A 22,023-nucleotide genomic window follows, 5' to 3' on the forward strand; every position below is an offset into this window, starting at 1 on the left:
GGCTCGGGCGACGGTCCCCTGACCGTCGCCCGACTTTTTTCTGCCGTCCGGCCGTTCCGCCGGACCGCTTCCAGGAGAACGTCCCATGTCCCTCGATGCCATCAAGGGCAGCCTGCCCGACTATGCCAAGGACCTGCGCCTCAACCTCGATTCGGTGCTGAGCGAATCGGGCGCTGCAGGCCTCAATCCCCGCCAGATCGCGATCATCGCGCTCGCCAGCGCGATCGCGTCGCGCCATCAACCGCTGACCCAGGCGATTGCCGCGCATGTGGCCGGCGTGCTCACCGAAGCCGAAGCAAACGCTGCACGTGCGGCCGCGGCGATCATGGGCATGAACAACATCTACTACCGCTTCACTCACCTGGTCGGAAGCGAGGAATACGCCGCACTGCGCGCCGGCTTGCGCATGAACGTCATGGCCAATCCCGGCTGCGACAAGATTGACTTCGAACTCGCCTCGCTCGCGGTGTCTGCGATCAACGGGTGCGGCATGTGCATGGAATCGCACGAGAAGACACTGCGCAAGCACGAGGTTGCGCCTGCCGCGATGCAAAGCGCCGCGAAGATCGCAGCAGTGATCCACGCCGTTGCAGTGACCGCGGAACAGGCCGCTGCAGCCGCCTGAGCGCGGAAGCGGCGGCAGGCCGGACGCGCTTTCGCGTCCGGCAGTTGGTGTATTCGTGACGGGAAAGCGCCGGCCGCGTAGGCGCGTCCGGCCTACGGGTATGGAGCAAGCGCCTCCGCAGAGAGGCGATGCGTGGTCGCGTGGCCAACCGGACGCACGTGCGCAGGACGGCGCACACGGCTAAGCTTCGCGACCGCGTCTCGCCGTTGCATCCCTGCCGGACACAAGAAATTAACAATGCGATTGCTGAAAGGTTTCCTCGTCCTTGTCGTGCTCGCGCTGATTGTCGGTGGAATCGTCCTGTGGACGCTGCCTGCTGACGTTGCGTACCGCTACGGAACGTCGTATCTGGGTCCGGTCGTGTTGACCGGTGTGCGCGGAACGGTGTGGGACGGCCACGCCGATGGCGTCAGCGTGCTCGGACGCGATCTCGGCGAGCTCGACTGGCACGCGCAGAAGGCCGCGCTGCTGACCGGGACCTTCGTCACCGACCTGCGCGTGAAAGGGGCCGACATCGATGCGGCCGGCGTCGCGACGCGTACGCCGCGCGGCACCTATTCGGTGCGCGACTTGCGCTTCCGCGTCCCTGCCGAGATCCTCGCGCCGGCGCTCGATCTCGGCAATCTGCGGCTCCTCGGCGTGATCAGTGGAACGGTGACCGAGGCGACGCTGTCAGGCGCCGTCCTCAGCTCCGCCACTGGCAATGCACGCTGGACCGAGGCCGGCGTTTCCGGCGACGCCGAGGCTCGCTTCTCCGACATTCTGGCCGACTTCGCCGCGCAACCGGATGGCGGCATCGGCGGTGCGGTTCATGACGATGGCACGGGCGAACTGGCGGTCGACGGAACGTTCCGCGCGAACGTCGGCACCTTCGACGCGCAAGCCACCTTGAGTGCGCGCAACGGAGATCCACAGGTCGCCGAGACGTTGCGTCACATCGGCGAGTTGCAGACTGACGGATCGACCAGGCTGATCGTGCACGGCCAGATGCTGAAAGTGCTTTGAGCGAACGATTGTCCGAGGCGTTCCTCGCGCGTGCGCTTGCCGTCGCGCACGTCGCGGCGGATGCGGCTGAGGCGGTCACGCGACCGCGCTATCGGGCGCAGGATTTTTCAGTGGTGACCAAGGCCGACCTGACGCCCGTCACCGAAGCCGACCGCGAAGCGGAAGCGACCATCAAGCGCGTGCTGCGCGCGCAATTTCCGCACCACGCGTACTACGGGGAAGAAGAAGGACGCGAAGGTGAGGGCGATTTTGTCTGGCTGATCGATCCGATCGACGGAACCAAGGCGTTCGTTCGCGGCTATCCGATGTTTTCCACGCAGATTGCTCTGATGCATGCCGGCGAACTCGTCCTCGGCGTGTCTGCGGCGGGCGAGTACGGCGAGCGTGCATGGGCGACGCGCGGCGGCGGAGCGTTCCTCGATGGCCAGCCGATTCACGTCGGCACAAACGACACGTTCGGCCCGCACACCGCGATTTCCACCGGCAACCTGAAATCACTCGCGTCCTCGCCGCCGCGCTGGAATGCGCTGGCCGATCTGGCTCGTCGTGTCGGGCGCATTCGCGGCTATGGCGACTTCCTGCACTACCATTTGCTCGCACGCGGCGCGATCGATCTGGTGATCGAATCGGATCTCAACATTCTCGACATCGCGCCGCTGGTGGTGATCGTGCGCGAGGCCGGTGGCGTGTTCACCGATCTCGAGGGTGCCGATATCGGCCTCGATACGCGAAGCGCGCTCGCCGGCCCGCCCGCGCTGCATGCGCTCGCGCTGGCTGCGTTTTCGCTCGAGCGATCGGTCTGACGTCCAGCGCAACGCCATGCGCTCGCGACGATCGCGCTGCCCGTGATGCAGTGGGTCTCCATGCATCACAGGCCGTGGCGCGGGCCTGTAGAATCGGCGGATGCGCACACTCCCGGTCATCCATGGCACCCACGATCTCGACAGCAGCCGCTTCCTGGGCGCTGAAGCGGTCGATCTCGAGTTCTCGAATGGCGAGAAACGTACCTTTGAGCGCTTGAAGAGTTCGGGTACGGGCGCCGTCATCATCGTGCCGATGGACGACGACGACACCGTGTTGCTGGTTCGCGAGTACGCGGTCGGTGTCGAGCGATACGAACTCGGGCTGCCAAAGGGCCGCCTCGATCGCGGCGAAACGCCCGAACATGGCGCCAATCGGGAATTGAAGGAGGAAGTCGGATTCGGCGCGCGCGATCTGCGCGTGCTTGGGCCGCTGTCCGTGTCGCCGGCCTACATGACCGCGGTCGCGCACGTCGTCATGGCGCGTGACCTGTATCCCGAGCGACTCGAAGGCGACGAGCCGGAAGAACTGGAGGTGGTGCGCTGGAAGCTCTCCGAGCTGCATCGCCTCATCGAACGCCCCGACGTCACCGACGGCCGCTCGATTGCCGCCCTTTTCATGGCACGCGAGTTTCTCGCGGGTCGCTTCCGCGCCGCGCCATGAGCGCCGATCTCGAAAATCTCGCGCACAGTGCGGCAGAGATTGCCATACGGGCCGCCGCCGCGATCATGGACGTTTATGCGTCCGACTTCGCAGTCGATCACAAAGACGATCGTTCGCCGCTGACGGCGGCGGATCTCGCGGCGCATCGGGTCATCGTCGCCGGTCTTGGCGCACTGACTCCGGAACTGCCGGTGTTGTCCGAGGAATCGGCGGCGATCGGTTGGGACGTGCGTTCGGCGTGGACACGCTACTGGCTGGTCGATCCGCTGGACGGAACTCGCGAGTTCGTCAAGCGCAACGGCGAATTCACCGTCAACATTGCGTTGATCGACCGGCACCGTCCGGTCATCGGCGTCGTTCAGACGCCGGTGACCGGCGAACTCGCATGGGCGTGGGACGGCGGCGGCGCATGGCTCATTCACGCTCCCGGCGAAACAGCGCATCGCATGTCCACGCGCAAGCGTCCTTCGCCACTGGTCGTCGCCGGCAGTCGATCGCACGCGTCCGAGCGCGAGAGCGTTCTGCTCGCGAAGGTGGGAGCCTGCACGAAAATGCCGCTCGGCTCGTCGTTGAAATTTCTCCGCATCGCCGCGGCGGAAGCCGACCTGTATCTTCGGCTTGGGCTCACCTCCGAATGGGACACCGCGGCCGGCCAATGCGTCCTCGAACAATCGGGCGGTGCCGTACTCGATCTCGAAGGGCGACCGTTCCGCTACAACACGAAGGAGTCGCTGCTCAATCCGGAGTTTGTCGCCGTTGGCGACCGGAATGCGGACTGGACGATGTTGTTCGGCGGGTAGCGTTTGGCCAGTGCCGTCATTGCCGCGAAGGCGGGAATCGCTCCGCGTCCATCGATTCAATGAGCCAGCGGCCGGGCAGAACGCATCGTCGTCTTGCCGAGCACGCTGCCGTTCGAGCGATTCCCGCGCTGGCGGGCGAATGACGTCAACCATTGGGCCATCCTGATCGACATGACCGAAGTCTGTTCAAGCAAACCCACCATCGAATCCCTCCTTGCGATCATGTCCCGCCTGCGCAACCGCGACGGCGGCTGTCCGTGGGATGTCGAGCAGACGTTCGAATCGATCGCGCCCTACACGATCGAGGAAGCGTATGAAGTGGCCGACGCGATCGACCGCCGCAACTACCCCGACCTTCGTGACGAACTCGGCGACCTGCTGCTGCAGGTGGTATTCCACGCCCAGATGGCCGATGAAGCGGGTCATTTTTCGTTCGCTGACGTGGTCGAATCGATCTGCGACAAGATGATCCGGCGCCATCCGCATGTGTTCGGCGATGCCGCCTCGCAACCGGGCGCCGACGCCCAGCTCGCGAACTGGGAAGACATCAAGGCGGGCGAACGTGCCGAGCAGGGACGTGTGGACACGAGTGCGCTGGCTGGCATTGCGCGCGGCCTTCCCGAATGGCAGCGTGCGCTGAAACTGCAGAAGCGGGCAGCGCGCGTCGGTTTCGACTGGCCTGACGAAGGCCCGGTGTTCGCCAAGCTGCACGAGGAGATCGAAGAGGTTCGCGTGGAGTTCGCTGCCGGTCGAGATCCCGATCGGATGGCCGACGAGATCGGCGACGTGTTGTTCGTCTGCGTGAATCTCGCGCGTCACGGCAAGGTCGATGTATCGCACGCACTGCGGCATGCGAACGCGAAATTCGAGCGGCGATTTCGTCGCATGGAGGAGCTCGCCGCAGAGTCGGGCGGGAGACTTGAAGGTCAATCGCTTGCAGCGCAGGATGCGCTGTGGAATCGCGCAAAGGAGGAGGAGCGCGAACGTGCCTGAAAAAGGGCGTTCCGTTTGCCGGTGTCGCTTTTCGGCGCTCTTTGACGTTAGTTCTCGTGTTGGAGGCCGGAGCCACCGGGAATCCGTTTCACTGTTCTGGGGAGAAAGCGATGCGCAATGTACTGAAGTGGTTCGGCGGTGCGGCCGTGGTGCTGGTGCTGACGGCGCTATCGATCCGCCCGGCTGCGGCGATCGTGGTCGGTCCAGGCAACTGCAACGAGAGCGGTCTCAGTTCCGCGCTTGCCGCGGTGGACACGCCGAGCGGCGGCACAATCACGTTCAACTGTGGCACCGCGACGATCAACTTCACGTCGGGCAAGCAGATCGCCAACACGGTCACGATCGACGGCGGCGGCACGATCACGTTTGATGGAGGGAACGCACACGGGTTCTTCCAGTTTTTCTTCAGCTCGCACGTCACGCTGAAGGGACTGACATTCCAGCATGGCATCCTGTCAAACGGCGTCCGCGCACTGGAGAACATCGGCGCGCTGCGGCTCGACCACGTCAAGGTGATCAACAACAATTCGACTCGCGGACCAGTCCTCAATTCCGGCACGCTTGATGTCGTCTGGAGCACCTTCAGCGGCAACAGTGCCACTTCAGGCACGGATGGAGACGGCGGCGCAATCGAAAACAACGGCGGCTCCCTGAGCGTCCTCGCGAGCACGTTCAATGGCAACACCGCAGCGCATCAGGGCGGCGCGATCTTCAGCAACTCCGATTTTTCCATCACCAATTCCACCTTCAACAACAACACCGGCACGGGTGGCGGCGGTGCGATCTACCAGGAGCAGGGTGGCAACAGCATCCTCAGTTTTTCCACCGTCGTCGGCAATCACTCGCCGGTTTTTGGCGCAGGTGTGTACAACGACGGCGGCGGTTCTTCGCAAGGGACGCTGACGATCTTCAGTTCGATCGTCAGCGGCAACGAGACGGGAAATTGCGACGGCCTGTTGCAGACAGGCGGCTACAACCTCAGCAACGGCACCGGTTGCGGAGGCGTGTTCACCGGGACGGGAGACCTGATCAATCAGAACCTGGTGATGGGCGCGCTCACCAACAATGGCGGTCCCACCCAGACGATGCTGCCCGCCGCCGGCAACCCGGCGATCAATCACGTGCCGAGCGGCGTTTGCCAGCTGCAGTACGACCAGCGCGGGGGCGGGCGTCCGACCGGTGCCGCCTGCGACAGCGGAGCTGTCGAGGTCGGAGCGACAATCGATCTGATCTTTGCCGACGGGTTCGAGTAATCGGCGCAGATTCCGACGGATCGAGAGGCACGGATCAACTGCATCGCAGCATGCGATGCAGTTCGACGCACAGGCGAACCGTGGTACGGCGCGTCGAGGTGCCGTCGTCAAAGCCTGTCAAATGAGTCTTGCGCGCCGCATGCAGCGCGCGCGAGACATCTCGGAGTCAGGCAACAGCCATTGCGTTGACAGAGGCGCGCCCGCAACCGCAGTCGGGCGCGCCATCTTGCTGCGCAGCGCTTTGCGCGTCAGTGCGTGCTTCCCTCGAAGCCGTCGGCGAAGATCAGATCGACTCCCATCACCTCGAACGTGACGGGGACGGTCGTCAGCGGATTCAGCGGATCGTTCCCGTGCACGCAGATTGCGGCCGTGTAAACGCCAGGCGTCAAACCAGTCGAGTTGAAGTTGATCGTCGTCGCCTGGGCGAGAGCGCCCGCATGCACCGTGCCGCTGATGGGCGAAATGGTCATCCACGGCACCGATGAAGGAGCCGCACAATCTGTAGCGGCTTCGTCGATGCTCCAGACGAGATCGAGCGTGCCGGTGTTGCCGATCGTCAGGGTCTTGGTGACGATTCCGCCCGGATCCACGCTGGCCGAAACCGCCGTCGGATGGACCACGATCGCCGGTCGCGGACCGTCGGCCGTGGTGAATGAAAAGACAGCGCTCGCGGCCGCGCTGCCGCAGGTGTTGATGGCGGTCACGCGCCAGTAAAGCTGCGTCGACACCGGCAGAGCGGCGGTCGGCTGGAAGGTCGTCTGCCCGCCCGGTACGGTCTGGGCAAGCAGTGTCGTTGCGAACGTCGGGCTGGTCGATATCTCGATCAGGTAATTGGCGACCTGCGACGTCGCGCTCCAGCTGAAGGTGGGTTGCGAGGGCTGGCCGGTCGCGCCATCGGCCGGCGCGATGGGCGTGGTCTGGCCCGGCAACTGCGTCACCACATTCACGTCGAGGGTCAGGTCGTGATCCACGCCATCGCCGGTGCCGCGCAGGAGGATGCTGTGCGTGCCCGGAGTGGCGGCATTGCCGACATTGATGCTCGCAACCGTCGTCGCGGGTGGCGTGACCGGGTTGGGTGCGTAATTCCCCGCGAAGCCAGGAGGGAGCCCGGGCGGCGCAAAGCTCATCGTGACGGGAAGGTTGAAACCGTTGGTGGCCGCGACGCTGATCGACACCGGCTGAAGGTCGACGGGCGTTGCGGTCATTGCGCAGACGTCCTGCGAGAGGTTGGTCGCGCTCAGTGTGAATCCGACCGTGGCGGCACAGTTGTCGAACTTGAACGACGAGACACGCGTCGTCCACTGCGACGATGCCGTCATGTACTCGCCGGTGAACCAGAACGTGCAGCCGTCGGCAGGGTCAACGCCCATCTGGTGATAGTCGCCCCAGCGATCGGCCTGGGTCTGCGACGACAGGCCGGCGACGAGACTGGTTTCGGACTGGGTCATCACGCCGAGTGGATCGGTTGCGAGACGACCGGTGTAACTGAGTCCTGGAAAGACCGCCGGCGTTGCGCGCGCGACGCTGTACGCGAGGGCGATGTTGCCCGATTGATCCATTCCGATCGCCGCCATCCAGCGACTGATCTGGCCACCTGCATCGGTCGGAGCGAACGTGCCCTGCTGGTACATCGACCAGGTGCCGCCGCTGCCACCGGTGCGGCGAAGTTCGAACCAGCGAACACCGGCGATGTTGCCTGTTGCGATCTGCGTCACGTGGTTGCCGATGAGCGATTCGTGGTCGCCGAAGTTGCGGTAGTAGAGCGGGTACATGAGCACTTCGAGCAGCGGGTCGAGCGTCTGCGACGTGTTCGGCTGGTGGATCGCACCGAAGCCGCTGGTCACATTGAATTCCGAATCGAATTCCGCCTCGTCGACGCGGATCGGCCCGGTCAGCGTGGTGCTCGCCGGCGTGGTGAAGTCGACGTGCATCGCAAACAGTTCGATGAAATCCTTCGTCGGATCGTTGCTGCCAGGGTTGTTGCGCTCGTCGTCGTTGTCACGCCCGAAGATTCCCGGAGCGCCCGCCGGCGGCGGCGTGCTGCCGCTCACCGATCCGGGCACGACCATCTGGAAACCGAGGCCGCCGAGGGCAGGAACGGTTTTTCGCTGCAGGGTGGCCGCCTGCGCCGCGAGCATCTTGGTGCGGTCGAGCGCATACACTGCAGGGCCTTCGTTCGCTCCGACATAGTAGGCATCCGGCCAGACGCCGTATTTGGGATAGTCGGGAAAGCTCGGCGTGGTGAACACGTAGCGTGTCCACGTGGTCGTCACCGGATTGTCGGTGGCACTGAGATACACGCAGAGATTGTTGCCGACGTTGGCGAATTCGGTGAACAGCCAGCGCTGCGCGAGCTGATCGAACACCACCACGCCGTCGCCGAGACCCGACGCGCAAGCGCCGCCACTGCCGAGCCCGTCCATGTTGAACGGACCCGCTGCAACGCTGCCGGTCGCGGTGTTGTAGATCTCGAACAGTGCGCCGCCGCTGCCGTTGATCGCCTGCACGAAGAAGCCGCCGCCAACATCACCCGAAGGATCGGGCGGGAACACGCCTGTGTTTCCCTGGCCGACGATGTTCACCAGCGGGGTCGTGAACGCGTCGACCGCAGCCGGATGTCCCATTTCGCGCTGGAGTTCGACCAGCAGATCGGTGCCGGGAATCACCCGGTTCACCGGAGCGGGCGGATGCCGCTGCAGGTCTTCCTCTCCGTGGAACTGGCGCGGGATCTCGCGGATGGGGTCGCCCGGCTTCCACGCAGCGATCGCCGGACGCATGCGCGCGTCGAGGAAGAATTGCTCGGGCAGCGAAGGCGGACTGACATAGTCCGCACCTGTGCTGACCTGCACGTCAGTCGATGCGGCGCCGCTGACGAGGCCGGGAAGCGCAGACGCTACGGCCATCAATGCCGTCAGCACTCGGGAAGTGGATCGCATGCCTGAACTCCGGAAGGTGTGGAATGCTGACCGGCAGACTTGCCGCTGCTCATCCGCCCGTGGGCGGATCAGTCATCATCATTCTGGTCCCCCTTATCCTCGCCCATGAGGACGAGCTGTTCAAGGACGATCTCGCCCGTGCGGCTGCGTATGGTCAGCGGCGAAAGGCCTTGGCCGTACCGCGCTGCAGCGTGGCTCGCTCCTCCGCGATCGGGTGTCACACTCAGACCGAAGTCGTTGGTGAGCCGGCCGTTGGTGGTCGCTTCCAGCGCAATGTCGCCGAACGTCGGCACCATCAACACGATTCGGCCACTGTCGCTGGTGATCTCGCTGCGACCGTCCCACCGCGCGCCGATCGCGACCGCCCTGATCGGGCCCGAGTCCGAGTGGAGATCGAGTCGGCCACGCGACGAGATCAGCAGCGCCCCCGATTTCGACGACGCTTCGACTGCGGCCGCTCTCCGCTTCGCTGAAATACGTCCGTCACGCGTGTGCAGCGCAAGCACAAGGTCGCCCGGTAGGTAGACAGCGATGTCGATCCGACCCTGCAACGGAAGCGCGCCCGGCGTTGCGCCGTCCATCGTCACGTCGATGTGCAGCGTTGCGCCGTCGCGGTGCGATCGCATCGTTGCGGGCGCAAACCCGGGCGGCAATCTCTGGACCACTGCATGAATGCCGACTTCGCGCTCGTCGCGACTGCGGATATTGATCTCGCCCCATGGGTTGTCGATCGCGACGCGCGTGACGCCGCGCGCCAGTTCGAATTCCTTGTCGAAACGCTCGATGCGCACTGGCACCTCGGTTTCCCGCGCTGTCGGCGAGGGCGGCGCGGACGCGCAAGCGGCGAGCAACATCGTTGCAGCAGCAAGCGCGGCAGCCCATGCAGTCGTCATCGGGTTCACAGGGACTACTCCTTGAACAGAAAGAACGCGGCCGCGACCATCAGCGCGAAGCCGACCGCATGGTTCCATTTGAGCGACGCACCGAGGTAGGTGATCGAAAACACCGCGAATACGCTCAGCGTGATGATTTCCTGGATTCCCTTCAGCTGGGCCGCGTTGAACGTGCCGTATCCGTATCGATTCGCCGGCACCTGCAGGCAGTACTCGAAGAAGGCGATGCCCCAGCTCGCGATGATCACGATCCACAACGGCCGGTCGGTGAATTTCAGATGGCCGTACCAGGCAAACGTCATGAAGACGTTCGACCCGATCAGCAGCAGGATGGGCAATACGACATTCCACATGGGCGCGCGACTCGATCGGGGAAATCGCGCGCATGGTAGCGGACAGCTCTCCGGGAAGGTCTGCGCGCGGCTGAATGGTCAGCCGCTTCGCAGCACTGCCATCGGCGACGTGCGGGAAATGCGCAGTGTGCCGGCCCAGCCCGCCAGCGCGACGATCGCCGCGGCTGCCGCGACCAGTGCGGCCAGCGCGCCGAGCGGCGGCGTGTAGTCGGGCATCCGGAATACCTCACGGGCGAGCACGGTGCCGAGCACGCCGGAGCCGATCACCGCGATGGAGCCTGCGAGCAGGCCCAGAACTGCGAACTCGCTCAGCACGGCAATCGACAGCTGCCGTCGATGCGCGCCGAGCGTGCGCAGCAGTGCCGACTCGAAGCGGCGTTCGTCCGCCGTCGACGCGAGTGCAGCGAGCAACACAAGCACGCCGGCCAGCAGGCTGAAGCCGAGCACCGAGGTCACTGCGCGCGTCACCCGATCGATGATGTCGCGAACGCGATCGAGGATTGCGTTGAGGTCGATCAGCGACACGTTCGGAAAATCGCGCGACAGCGACGCCAGCGCATTCGCACCATCGAGATGAAAGCTCGCGACGAAGGCGTGCGGCAAGGCTGCGGCACTGGCAGGGTCCAGCATGAGGAAGAAGTTCGCGCGGAACGAGGTCCAGTCGACGTGACGGATGCTGGTGATCGTTGCCTCCAGTTCCTTCTCGCCGACGCGCACCGTCAACGTGTCGCCGAGTTTGAGATGGAACATGTCGATCCACATCTGATCGACCGACAGCTGTGGTTTCGATGTGGATGTGCCGAACCAGCTTCCTTCAACCAGCTTGTTCGACGGCGGCAACGCGGTGCTCCAGCTGACCCGCACTTCACCGCTGATCGCGCCACTTGCGCGGCGATCGTCGTAGGATTTTTCGTCCGGTATTTTGCCGTTGATCGCGACCAGCTTGCCGGACGCCAGCGGCAGCAGATTGACGCTGCTCGCGTGAAGTTCCTGCAGGCGCTGCTCGATCGGCGCGACCTGTTCGGGTTGCAGGTTGATCATGAACCAGTTGGGCGTGTCGGTCGGCAGTTCAGCGCGCCAGTGTGCGAGCAGCGACGGGCCGACCACACCGAGCAACGCGAGCGCGGTCAGGCTGAGCGCCAGCGCTCCGGCCTGGATCAGCGTCAACATCCGTCGTCGCGCGAGATTCGCGAGCCCGAAGCGCAGCGCGCCGCGAAGGCGCAGGGATGCGATCCGTACGACGGACAGCAATGCAAGTCCAAGGAGCAACGTGGCGACCGCGACGCCGGCAAACCCCGCTGCGAGTGTCGCAGCGAGCCGCACGTTGCCGGCGCCAAGGAGGATCAGCAATGCGCCGACCGCGACCGGCAACAGATACAACACGTCGACGCGCCGCACACGCGTCACCAGATCGCGGCGGAACAGGCGCATCGGTTCGACATCGCGCAATCGCAGCAGCGGCGGAAGCGCAAAGCCGAACAACACCGCGAGTCCGACCGCAAACGCCGCAATCGGAGGACCCCACGGTACCGCCGGTGTCGCTCCCGGAAGCAGTCCACTCGCAAGGCTCAGCACCACCTGCTGCAACACGAGGCCGAGCACGAGTCCTGCAGCACACGCGGGCAACGCGAGCAGCACCAGTTCGAGGAACAGTGCGGACACGATCTCGCCACGACTCGCACCAAGGCAGCGCAGCAACGCCACTTCCTCGATCTTGCGGCGCGCGAAGCGTTGCGCTGCGAGGGCAATTGCAACCCCCGAAAGCAGCGCGGCGAGAAGAGCCGCGAGGCGCAGAAAACTCTCGCCACGCTCGAACGCGCTGCGCAGGTTCTGCTGTGCGTCCTCGACGGTGGTGATCTCCGCGCCATCGGGAAGCTGCGGCTTCGCCCACGAAGCAAATGCGGCGACCGCGCGTTCGCTTCCGGAGACCAGCATCCGATGGCGTGCGCGGCTTCCGGGGCCGAGCAATCCGACGTCCTGCGCATCCGTCAGATTCATCAGGATGCGTGGCGCGATGCGGAACAGATTTCCACCGTCAGGCGACTTGGAGATCTCGCCGCCAATCACCAGATCGCGACCGCCCAGCTGCAGAGTTGCGCCGATCGAAACATCCAGCGCGGCGAGCACCGCGTGATCGACATACACGGTGCCGGCGGACGGAGCGTGCGCAGGCGTTTCATGTCCACCGGTGTCGATGATGGTCAACGCGCCGCGCAGTGGAAACGCCTCGTCGCTCGCGCGGATGTCGCACAACCGGCTCTTCTCGCCGGCAAAGGCGACGCTGGGGAAATCGGCGAGCACGTTCGTCTGCAGGCCGCGCTCGTTTGCCTGCGCTGCGAACGCGGGGGGCAGTGCGCGGCTCGCACCAATGCCGAGATCGCCGCCAATCAGGTCGGCGGCCGACGCAATCAGCGCGTGTTCGACCCGGCTGGCAAGCGTCGCGACGGCGGTCAGTGCCGCGACCGCCAGAACCAGCGCGGCGGCGAGCGTGGCGAGTTCGGCATGCCGGAATTCGCGGCGCAGGCTGCGTGCCGCAAAGGCCAGCGGCCTCACGCGCCAGCCTCGACGATGCGTCCTTCGCGCAGATGGAGGCGCCGCGCACATCGCGCCGCGAGAACTTCATCGTGGGTGACCAGCACCAGCGTTGTCGCATGTTCGCGATTGAGCGCGAACAGCAGATCGCCGACGTTCGCTCCCGTGCGCTGGTCGAGATTGCCGGTCGGCTCGTCGGCGAACAGGATCTCCGGGCCATGCACGAATGCCCGCGCGAGTGCCACCCGCTGTTGCTCGCCCCCGGACAGCTGCGACGGATAGTGATGGCGTCGCGCGGCGAGGCCGACCCGGCCGAGCGCTTCGGCAGCGCGGTCGCGCGCATCGTCGCGGCCATCGAGCTCGAGTGGCAGCATCACGTTTTCTTCTGCATTGAGGGCCGGAAGCAGGTGAAAACTCTGGAACACGAAGCCGACGCGACGTCGACGCAGTCGTGCGCGCGCCTCTTCGTCGAGTGCGTCGAGCGTGGTTCCTGCGAGGGTGATCGAGCCGGAGGTGGGTCGATCCAGGCCGGCGAGCAGGCCGAGCAGGGTGGTCTTGCCTGAACCCGACGCACCGACGATCGCCAGGCTGTCACCGCGCGCGACATCGAGCCCGACGCCGTCGAGAATGGTGAGTCGACCGTCGGGACCCTCGACGACTTTGCTAATCTGGGCGGCACTCAACGCGCTTGCGGTCACATCACTCATGCTTCGTGCCTTATTGTTGGTTCTGTTGTCCAGCGTCTGCGCTCCGTCGATCGCAGCCACCGTCGCACCGGTTCTGGTGCTCGGCGATTCCCTTTCTGCAGCCTACGGATTGGCGCCGAACGAAGGCTGGGTGACCTTGCTCTCCCAGCGCCTGCAAGCGGCCAAGCCTGCACGCGCAGTCGTGAATGCGAGCATCAGCGGCGAGACGAGCGCCGGTGGACTTGCCCGACTTCCACCGCTGTTGAGCCAGCACAAGCCCGCCGTCGTGATCGTCGAACTCGGAGCGAACGACGGCTTGCGTGGGCTCCCGCTGACCGAAGTGCGCACGAATCTGTCGAAAATCCTGGCCGATGTCCGCAATGCTGGCGCCAAAGGCGTCCTGATCGGCATCGAGCTGCCGGTCAACTATGGCCCGCAGTACCGCGACGGCCTGCGTAGCCTGTATCGGGGTCTGGCGACGGAATTCAATGTCCCGCTGCTGCCGTTCCTGCTCGAAGGTGTTGCGCTCGATCCGGCTCTGATGCAGGACGACGGTCTCCACCCGAAGGCCCCCGCACAGGCACGCGTGCTGCAGAACGTCTGGGACGTGCTGGGCCCGGTGGTGGGCACACTCTCCGACGCCCATTGACGCAGGACCGGCGCGACATCCCGCGCATGGGCCAATCGGCACATGCCGTGCGGCGACAGAATGGTAGGCTGGCCGGCCTGATCCGTCCGGCAGCGCCGATTCGGATTCCCCCCGCTTCCGCAAGGACCCTCCCTTCATGCTGCGAACACGACTTCTCACGATGACGATGAACCTGATCCTCGCCGGCAGCGGCGGTCTTCTGGTGCAATCAGCCGACGCACTGGCGAAGGCGCCGGCGGCGCTGTCCGCGTCCAATCCGTTTGCCACCCAAAGCACGCTGGCGTTCCAGGCGCCACCGTTCGACAAGATCAAGGATGCCGACTACCAGCCGGCCATCGAGGCCGGGATGCGCGACCAGCTCGCGGCAATGAACACCATTGCTGCGCAGAAGGACGCGCCGACGTTCGCCAACACGATCGAGGCGATGGAGCGCACCGGGCAGCTGCTCGCCCGTGTCGGCGCGTCGTTCGGCATGGTGACCGGTGCGAACACCAACGACACGTTGCAGAAAGCGCAGGAAGCACTGGCGCCGAAGCTCGCCGAGCATCAGGACGCGATCTACCTCAACGACACGCTCTACAAGCGCGTGAAGAAGATCTACGACTCGCGCGAATCGAGCGGTCTCGATCCCGAGCAGATTCATCTGACCGAGCGCTACTACCGCAATTTCGTGCGCGCGGGTGCGAACCTCGACAACGCGGACAAGACCAAGCTGCGTGCACTCAACAAGGAGGAGTCGACTCTTTCCACCGACTTTCAGAACAAGCTGCTCGCCGCAACGAATGCGGGCGCGGTGATCGTCGACAGCAAGGAGGCACTGTCCGGATTTTCCGACGCCGATATCGCGGCCGCCGCCGATGCAGCGAAGTCGCACATGCAGGCTGGCAAATACGCGATCACGCTGCAGAACACAACGCAGCAACCTGCGCAGGTGAACCTCAAGGATCGCGCGGTGCGCGAGCGGCTGTTCAAGTCGTCGACCGAACGCGCCGAACACGGCGATGCAAACGACACGCGGGTCATCGTGCAACGCCTCGCAGTGCTGCGCGCGGATCGGGCGAAGCTGCTGGGCTTCCCGAATTTTGCCGCGTACACGCTGGACGACCAGATGGCGAAGACGCCGGAGGCGGCCGAGAAACTGATGACCGACATGGTGCCGGCGGCTACGGCAAAGGCACGCGGTGAAGAGGCGCAGATGCAGGCGCTGATCGACAAGAACAAGGAAGGCTTCAAGCTCGCGCCGTGGGACTGGCAGCATTACGCAGAGCAGGTGCGAAAGGCCGAGTACGACCTCGACGAGTCGCAGGTGAAGCCATACTTCGAGATCAACCGCGTGCTGGAAGACGGCGTCTTTTTCGCGGCCAACCAGCTCTACGGCTTGACCTTCAAGGAACGCAAGGACCTGCCGGTGTGGCAGCCGGACGTGCGCGTATTCGAGGTATTCGACAAGGACGGCTCCTCGATGGCTCTGTTCTACGCCGACTACTGGAAGCGTGACAGCAAGCGCGGCGGCGCGTGGATGGACAACCTGGTTGGTCAGTCGGGCCTGATGGGCACGAAGCCGGTGGTCTACAACATCTGCAACTTCACCAAGCCGGCCGCAGGACAACCGGCGCTGGTCACGTTCGGTGATGTCACGACGATGTTCCACGAATTCGGCCACGCGCTGCACGGCATGCTGTCGAACGTGAAGTATCCGACGTTGTCCGGCACGAACACGCCGCGCGACTTCGTCGAGTTCCCGTCGCAGTTCAACGAGCATTGGGCAAGCGATCCGAAGGTGTTCGCCAACTACGCCAAGCACTACCAGACGGGCGCGCCGATGCCGGCCGAGCTGGTCGCGAAGATCAAGAAGACAGCGACCTTCGGCGAGGGTTTTGCCACGACCGAGTATCTCGCAGCCGCGTTGCTCGACATGGCCTGGCACACGCTGCCGCCGGGTTCACCCAAGCAGGACGTGGATGCATTCGAAACGAAGTCGTTGAAGGAATTCCACGTCGACATGGCGCAGGTGCCGCCGCGGTACCGCAGCTCCTATTTCGCGCACATCTGGGGCGGCGGCTATGCAGCCGGCTATTACGCGTATCTCTGGAGCGAAGTGCTCGACCATGATGCGTTCTACTGGTTCCGCGAACATGGCGGACTCAGCCGTGAAAATGGCCAGCGCTTCCGCGACATGATCCTGTCGCGCGGCAGTACGCAGGACATGGCATCGTTGTACCGCGCGTTCCGCGGGCGCGATCCGAGTGTCGAGCCACTGCTGGAGCAGCGTGGGCTCAAGGACGCTCCGTCCGACGATGCGGGCACGAAGGTGCCGGTCGAGAAGAAGGCGTCGGGCGCCGCGCTGTAAGTTTGAAGCGTTCCGCCGGACGTCGTCCGGCGGACCGACTCCTGAAGGATGCGCGTGGCCGATTCCCATCTCCCCCGCGCAGCGCTGCTGCAGATGACTGCCGGCGCGATCGCGATCAGTACCACCAGCGTATTCGTCAAGCTTGCCCACGTCGGTCCGACGATGGCGGGCTTCTATCGCATGGCGCTCGGCGGCAGCATGCTGTTGATCGGCTTGCTCGCGCTCGGCCAGTGGCGGCGCGTGCGCCTCGCCGAAATCGCGTGGCTGACGATTCCGGCAGCCGCGTTCGCGGTCGACCTGATGATGTGGCACCGGAGCATTCTCATCATCGGCCCCGGCCTCGCGACGCTGCTTGGAAATTTTCAGGTGTTCCTGATGGCGCTCGCGGGCTTCGTGCTCTACCGCGAAAAGCTCGGTGTCCCGTTTCTTGCAGGGCTCGCGCTTGCGTTTGTAGGCCTTTACCTGCTGGTCGGACTCGACTGGTCGACCGTCGACGCGAGCTATCAGACCGGCGTCGTGCTCGGCATCGTCACCGGGATTGCGTACGCGGTCTACATGTTGTCGACGCGCCATGCGCAGCGTGCGGGCCACGTGCAGTTGCAGCCGGCGCAGTTGCTGTGCGTCAGCACACTGTTGTGCGCGCTTTTCCTCGGCATTGCCGCGCTGATCGAAGGGGACAGCTTTGCGATCCCGGATGCGCAGAGCTGGTTGGCGCTGCTTGGCCTCGGCTTTTGCGGTCAGGTACTCGGGTGGGTGCTGCTGACGCGTGCGATGCCACAGTTGCCCGCGTCGACGATCGGTCTTGTGTTGCTGCTGCAGCCCGCGCTGTCCTTTCTTTTCGACGTGATCGGCTTCGGCCGGCCCACGCACTCGAGCGACTGGATCGGTGTCGGCCTCTCGCTGGTCGGCATCTTCATCGGCACCTGGCGACCCGGCGCGCGCGGTGCGACGTTGCCAAGCCGGGGAGCCGCCGAGCCGAAGTGATCGGTGTGGGCTTCGATCATCGCCTGTGCGGTCGGGACATGAAGAGCGCCGGCCGCGCATTGCGCGTGCGGTCTGTGAAGACGCGCTCCATCGGGGCACGGTCGAATGCGTTCTTTTGTAGGGTGGACGGCCGCAGCTCGACCGGCGTGGAAGTGCGATTGCGCGCGTGCGCGCCGGCCGCAAAATACGCGTCCGGCCTACGCAGGCCGCATTCCATCGGAGACGATGTGTTGGAGTGCGGTGCGCGCGGCGGCAAATGAAAAGTGCTGTTCCACGTTTGCGAGGCCATTGGTCGAGAGTCGTTTCCACAGACTTTCATCGCGGTACAGCCTTGCAACTTCCGCCGCGAACGCAGCGGGCGAATCGGCAACGAGCACGTCCTCGCCAGCGCGCACATGCATCCCTTCGACACCCAGTGTGGTCGCGACCACCGGCAACCCGTAACTCATCGCGGTGTTGATCTTGCCCTTGACTCCGGCGCCGTAGCGCAGAGGCGCGACCGAGACACGGCATCCGTCCATGTACGGTGTGATGTCCTCGACGAATCCGTGCACCAGCACATGGTCGTCGCCGAGTTCGCGGATCGCATCCGGCACCTTGCTGCCGATCACGTGGAAGCGCACGTCGGGCAGGTCGGCGCGCAGCAGCGGGAACACCTCGCGCACGAACCACGCGACCGCGTCGGCGTTCGGCGGATGCTGGAAGCCACCCACGAAGACGAGGTCGCGGCGTTCCGCAAACGGAATCCGGCAGCCATGAACTTCGTTGACGGTCGAGAGAATTTCCACGCGCGCGCCCGGCGCGTCCGTTGCCAGCAACGCCTGTTCCGCTTCGCTGACGACGAGCGTCAGATCGCACTCGCGGATGATCTTCAGCTCCTGCGCGCGGGTTGCCGCGCTGGCGCGCTCCGGATCGGCAACGCCGGCCACTTCCGCGGCGCGACGTTCGCGCAGGTAATGCAGGTCGACCGTGTCGAACGCGAGTGTGGCTTGCGGTGCATACAGCCGCGCCAACCCGACGTAACTGGCGGCGACGTAGTGGCGAGAAAGGATCACCAGGTCGAATTCGCGCCCGCGCTCGCGCAGCAGCGCAACCGGATCGGCGGCATAGGGTGCATACAGCACTTCGACGCCGAGCGACTGCAACGCGGGCGTGTAACGCGCGGTCCACAACCGGTTGTCCGGCATGAAGCTGACCTGATAGCCCAGTTCGCCGAGCACGCGCATCAGATTCACCATGCGCACCGATCCGGCATCGTGGTCGGGTTGCGGGATGGTCGCGTCGATGATCAGCACGCGCTTCTTCCAGCGATGCGTCGCGGCAATTCCGATCGGCGTGCCGGGCGCGGGTTGCCGCGCGAGTGCGTCCTTCCACTTCTCCGCAAATTTCGCCTGATTGATTACCTGGAAACGCTTGGTGCCGCTCGCTGTATCGGTGCCGGAGGTGATGCCTTCGAAATGCACGACGGTCGCCGCTGGCTCGACGTACACCTTGAGGCCGGCTTCGCGCACCGCAAACGCGAGATCGGTATCCTCGTAGTACGCCGGCGTGTAGCGCGTGTCGAATTGTCCGAGTCGTTCGAACAGGTCGCGACGCAGCAGGATCGCGGCACCCGAGCAGTAGTCCACTTCACGCCGAAAATCGTAGCGCGCGTCATCGGGTTCGCCGAAGCGTCCGTAGTTCCAGCCGGAGCCGTCGTTGAACACGATGCCGCCTGCTTCCTGCAGGCGGCCATCCGGGTAGACGAGCTTGGCGCCGACGAGGCCGGCGTCGGGCGCATGGTCGATGCAGTCGACCAGTGGTTCGAGCCAGCCGGTCGTGACCACTGTATCGTTGTTGAGAAACAGCAGGAAATCGCCGCGCGCAATGGCGGCTCCGGCGTTGCACGAACCGATGAAGCCGAGGTTCTGCGCATTGCGGACCGACCGGATGCCGGTGATTGAATCGAGTCGCTGCGGTGTCGCGTCGCTGGATCCGTCGTCCACCACGATGATCTCGAACGACGTTGTGCCCGCATGCGTGACGATCGAGCGCAGGCACGCTGTGGTGTACGCGATCTTGTTGTAGACGGGAATCACGATCGACACCCGCGGCGTGTCGCTGGATGGCACCTCGAATGGCGCGACGTCTTCGCGTGGCTCCGGATAGGTCAGGCGGCTGCGGACGCGTTCGCTCCCGCGCAACTCCTGCGCGATGCGCGACAACGTGCCGGCCACACCGCGCTGCACGAGGCTGCCACGAACGCGCCCCAGCGTCGCGCGCAGGCGTGCGCTGCGAAATGCGAGGCTCGCACGGACGCGTCGCGCAATCGCGTTCGCGCGACGCAATGGCGCCGTGATGCGCCATGACGTGCTGGCGATGGTCTGCTCGTAGCGGGGTTTGACGTCCTGCAGTTCGGTATCCAGTGCGAGTGCCCAGCGCGTTCGCTCCGACAGGTCGTCGTGCAGCGTCGTGTACTTGTCGTAGAGCGCAGCGAGGTTCCGATCGAGCGTGTGTCCCCAGTCGCCCCGCCGCTCGCTTTCAGCGCGGACCGCGCGGAGGTCGGCGGCGAGGAGACGCTCGTGTTCGCGTGACCGCGCCAGCCCGTTCGCCGCAACGGCCACGTCCAGATCCATCGCCCCTGTCGATCCAACCGGATAGCGCAAGGGTTTGCGGGTGCCGAGTCGCATCACCGACGTGTACGCGTCGGCCATCTCCGCCAGAGTACTGACGGGATGTGACGCGAGTGTGCGACGAACCTGTTCGAATGCGATCGGATCGGCGAGCAGTTCGACGACACGTGCGACGACGTCATCCGCCTGCGCGTCGACAAGGAAACCATCGACGCCATCGTCGATGCGCTCGGCCAACGCGCCGACCCGCGTCGCGATCACAGGGACCCCGAGACTGCGCAGTTCCGACAGCGTGTAACTGAAGGTTTCCGCGACGGTCGGCAACAGCAGCGCCGCATCCGGTCGGATGTCCGCGAGGAGCTTCGGCAGGTCGTCACGCTGATAATCGAGCAGGATGTGCACGCCGCGTTCGCCGAACAGCGCGTGCGCGTCCGCACCGGCCCCGACCAGGAACAGGTCCACGTGCTCGCGCAAGCGCGGCAACGCCGCGAGCAGCAACTCGGCGCCCTTGCCGCGACGGATGCGACCGGGCACCAGCAATCGAGGACGTGCGTGCGCCGGCAGCGGCACCGACGCCTGTGCATCGCGCCACGGTGCAAGTCCGTGAGCCACCACATGCTGTGGCAGCGTGCCGAGTTCGGGCGCGAGGCGCAGGTGATTGAGCAGCGCAGACCGGCTCGGCGCGATCAGCGTCGCATTCGCCAAACGGAGTGCGTCAACCGTGGCATCGCGCAAGCGTTGCCAGTGCCGCCAATCGCGATTGGCGAATTCGCGATCATCGCCGGTTGCATCGAGATCCGCCTCGCGTTGCGCGTCGTCGAACGACAGCGCTGGATCGCCGAAGTCCCGATGCAGCACCGGCCACAGCGGGTAGTGGTCGTGCACGATGCAGAACGTCGGCAGGCCAGTCCGGAAGACATCGAGACTGTGACCGATGAGTGATGAAACGACCACGGCGTCAACGCAGATGTCGCCAATCACCTGCGCCAGCAAGTCGCGATAGACAGGATCGCCAAGCGCGGTGTCGGCGATTGCGCGCGGCAACGGCCAGCGGCGCAGGGGCGGACCGGTCAGTCCGCCCTCGTGCAATTCAAGCCACTCGCCATGGCGGCGTCGCGCGAAACTGCCGCGCGCGATGAGCACCAGGTGATGGACGCTCTGGTCGGCTGCTGCAACATCACGCACCCAGCGTTCGGCGCCGCCGCCCCAACCGTGCAGCACATGCAACACAACTGGCCGGGCATCGAGGCCTGGACGCGACGGCGTGAAGCCGGCCCGCAGCGCCGCGCCAATGCGCTCGCGAAGCCGGTCGAGTGTCGTGGGTGGCGTCGGATCGCGCGGATCCTGCGGCGTTGGCGGCCTCTGCGTGAGCGAGAGCGAATCCACGACGAGGTGATCGAGCAACACGACGCGCAAGCCCGCGGCATCGATGGCGTCGCGCTCCCTCAGGGGTTGGCCAGCGATGCGGCCGATACGTTCCGCGTGCCATGCCGACATCGCCGGCGGATGCGGACCGAAGAACGCATCGTCGTCGCAGACATCTCGATCGCCCATTGCGAACGCGATCGCATCGAGCCAATCCACGTCGGACTGCCGTGCCGAAGCGATGCGTGCGCGGTCCAGCGCAACTGCACCGATCACGTCGGGCAGCAGCAATGCACGCAACAGGCGTTCGCACGCCAACGTCGGGAGCACGGCATCCGCCCGGACGAGAATGACATGCTCACCCGGATATCGACGCGCAACGTCGGCGAGAATGATCGAAGGATGTTCGCCTTCTGCGACCTCGGGCAGGCGCTCCGCATCGTCCCAGGCCGCGTCGACGGCGCAGCGACCGAGCAGGCTCACCGTGGCCGACGCCGGCAGGCGCGCACGCAAGGTCGATAGC

Annotated in this window: 16 protein-coding genes; 10 read left to right on the plus strand and 6 right to left on the minus strand. The window is 65.1% G+C overall.

Annotation, left to right across the window (positions count from 1 at the left end):
- Positions 1–85: 85 nt before the first annotated feature.
- From ABIV12_RS07905 to ABIV12_RS07935, 7 genes are all read left to right on the plus strand, one after another.
- Entirely contained in the window at positions 86–625 is a 540-nt protein-coding gene (locus ABIV12_RS07905; protein WP_348058001.1) for a carboxymuconolactone decarboxylase family protein, read from the plus strand.
- 237 nt (positions 626–862) lie between these two features.
- Positions 863–1,630, plus strand: a complete 768-nt coding sequence (gene gspN, locus ABIV12_RS07910) for a type II secretion system protein N (RefSeq protein ID WP_348058003.1) — start codon at positions 863–865, stop codon at positions 1,628–1,630.
- Complete coding sequence (locus ABIV12_RS07915; RefSeq protein WP_348058005.1) at positions 1,627–2,433, plus strand: inositol monophosphatase family protein; 807 nt, start codon at positions 1,627–1,629, stop codon at positions 2,431–2,433. Before gspN ends, ABIV12_RS07915 begins: the two co-directional genes overlap by 4 nt.
- Before the next feature lie 100 nt (positions 2,434–2,533).
- Positions 2,534–3,094 carry an ADP compounds hydrolase NudE gene (nudE, locus tag ABIV12_RS07920; protein WP_348058007.1) on the plus strand — a complete coding sequence of 187 codons (561 nt, stop codon included), beginning with the start codon at positions 2,534–2,536 and terminating at the stop codon, positions 3,092–3,094.
- The gene (gene cysQ, locus ABIV12_RS07925) at positions 3,091–3,894 is read left to right on the plus strand and encodes a 3'(2'),5'-bisphosphate nucleotidase CysQ (RefSeq protein ID WP_348058009.1); all 804 of its coding nucleotides are present in this window, start codon (positions 3,091–3,093) and stop codon (positions 3,892–3,894) included. Before nudE ends, cysQ begins: the two co-directional genes overlap by 4 nt.
- Before the next feature lie 171 nt (positions 3,895–4,065).
- A complete protein-coding gene (mazG, locus tag ABIV12_RS07930) occupies positions 4,066–4,887 on the plus strand; it encodes a nucleoside triphosphate pyrophosphohydrolase (protein WP_348058028.1) in 822 nt (273 codons plus the stop codon).
- A 110-nt stretch (positions 4,888–4,997) separates the two neighbouring features.
- A complete protein-coding gene (locus ABIV12_RS07935) occupies positions 4,998–6,140 on the plus strand; it encodes a choice-of-anchor Q domain-containing protein (protein WP_348058011.1) in 1,143 nt (380 codons plus the stop codon).
- 248 nt (positions 6,141–6,388) lie between these two features.
- On the opposite strand, the gene ABIV12_RS07940 is transcribed toward ABIV12_RS07935, so the two are convergent.
- The 5 genes from ABIV12_RS07940 to ABIV12_RS07960 form a co-directional block, all read right to left on the minus strand.
- Complete coding sequence (locus ABIV12_RS07940) at positions 6,389–9,076, minus strand: hypothetical protein (protein WP_348058013.1); 2,688 nt, start codon at positions 9,074–9,076, stop codon at positions 6,389–6,391.
- 68 nt (positions 9,077–9,144) lie between these two features.
- A complete protein-coding gene (locus ABIV12_RS07945; protein WP_348058015.1) occupies positions 9,145–9,978 on the minus strand; it encodes a hypothetical protein in 834 nt (277 codons plus the stop codon).
- Positions 9,979–9,983: 5 nt separating this feature from the next.
- A complete protein-coding gene (locus ABIV12_RS07950) occupies positions 9,984–10,322 on the minus strand; it encodes a DMT family protein (protein ID WP_348058017.1) in 339 nt (112 codons plus the stop codon).
- A 78-nt stretch (positions 10,323–10,400) separates the two neighbouring features.
- Positions 10,401–12,875, minus strand: coding sequence for an FtsX-like permease family protein (locus ABIV12_RS07955; protein WP_348058019.1), 2,475 nt, complete (start codon positions 12,873–12,875; stop codon positions 10,401–10,403).
- On the minus strand, positions 12,872–13,561 hold the full coding sequence (locus tag ABIV12_RS07960) for an ATP-binding cassette domain-containing protein (protein WP_348058021.1): 690 nt from the start codon (positions 13,559–13,561) through the stop codon (positions 12,872–12,874). Before ABIV12_RS07960 ends, ABIV12_RS07955 begins: the two co-directional genes overlap by 4 nt.
- Between ABIV12_RS07960 and ABIV12_RS07965 the strand changes: the two genes are divergently transcribed.
- From ABIV12_RS07965 to ABIV12_RS07975, 3 genes are all read left to right on the plus strand, one after another.
- Positions 13,560–14,189, plus strand: a complete 630-nt coding sequence (locus ABIV12_RS07965) for an arylesterase (protein WP_348058023.1) — start codon at positions 13,560–13,562, stop codon at positions 14,187–14,189. The genes ABIV12_RS07960 and ABIV12_RS07965 overlap by 2 nt on opposite strands.
- A gap of 166 nt (positions 14,190–14,355) precedes the next feature.
- The gene (gene dcp / locus ABIV12_RS07970; RefSeq protein WP_348058030.1) at positions 14,356–16,539 is read left to right on the plus strand and encodes a peptidyl-dipeptidase Dcp; all 2,184 of its coding nucleotides are present in this window, start codon (positions 14,356–14,358) and stop codon (positions 16,537–16,539) included.
- Between the two features lie 54 nt (positions 16,540–16,593).
- Positions 16,594–17,523 carry a DMT family transporter gene (locus tag ABIV12_RS07975; RefSeq protein ID WP_348058025.1) on the plus strand — a complete coding sequence of 310 codons (930 nt, stop codon included), beginning with the start codon at positions 16,594–16,596 and terminating at the stop codon, positions 17,521–17,523.
- A gap of 197 nt (positions 17,524–17,720) precedes the next feature.
- On the opposite strand, the gene ABIV12_RS07980 is transcribed toward ABIV12_RS07975, so the two are convergent.
- Positions 17,721–22,023, minus strand: a 4,303-nt coding sequence (locus ABIV12_RS07980; RefSeq protein ID WP_348058027.1) for a glycosyltransferase, incomplete at its 5' end; no start/stop codon positions are given.

The sequence above is a fragment of the Dokdonella sp. genome, assembly GCF_039926425.1.
Taxonomy (GTDB): Bacteria; Pseudomonadota; Gammaproteobacteria; order Xanthomonadales; family Rhodanobacteraceae; genus Dokdonella_A.

Excerpts from the sequence above, each read along its gene's own strand:
- dcp (WP_348058030.1), top strand. The coding sequence starts at position 14,356 with ATGAACCTGATCCTCGCCGGCAGCGGCGGTCTTCTGGTGCAATCAGCC.
- cysQ (WP_348058009.1), top strand. The coding sequence starts at position 3,091 with ATGAGCGCCGATCTCGAAAATCTCGCGCACAGTGCGGCAGAGATTGCC.
- ABIV12_RS07965 (WP_348058023.1), top strand. The coding sequence starts at position 13,560 with ATGCTTCGTGCCTTATTGTTGGTTCTGTTGTCCAGCGTCTGCGCTCCG.
- ABIV12_RS07935 (WP_348058011.1), top strand. The coding sequence starts at position 4,998 with ATGCGCAATGTACTGAAGTGGTTCGGCGGTGCGGCCGTGGTGCTGGTG.
- ABIV12_RS07950 (WP_348058017.1), bottom strand. The coding sequence starts at position 10,322 with ATGTGGAATGTCGTATTGCCCATCCTGCTGCTGATCGGGTCGAACGTC.
- ABIV12_RS07905 (WP_348058001.1), top strand. The coding sequence starts at position 86 with ATGTCCCTCGATGCCATCAAGGGCAGCCTGCCCGACTATGCCAAGGAC.
- nudE (WP_348058007.1), top strand. The coding sequence starts at position 2,534 with ATGCGCACACTCCCGGTCATCCATGGCACCCACGATCTCGACAGCAGC.
- ABIV12_RS07960 (WP_348058021.1), bottom strand. The coding sequence starts at position 13,561 with ATGAGTGATGTGACCGCAAGCGCGTTGAGTGCCGCCCAGATTAGCAAA.
- ABIV12_RS07940 (WP_348058013.1), bottom strand. The coding sequence starts at position 9,076 with ATGCGATCCACTTCCCGAGTGCTGACGGCATTGATGGCCGTAGCGTCT.
- gspN (WP_348058003.1), top strand. The coding sequence starts at position 863 with ATGCGATTGCTGAAAGGTTTCCTCGTCCTTGTCGTGCTCGCGCTGATT.
- mazG (WP_348058028.1), top strand. The coding sequence starts at position 4,066 with ATGACCGAAGTCTGTTCAAGCAAACCCACCATCGAATCCCTCCTTGCG.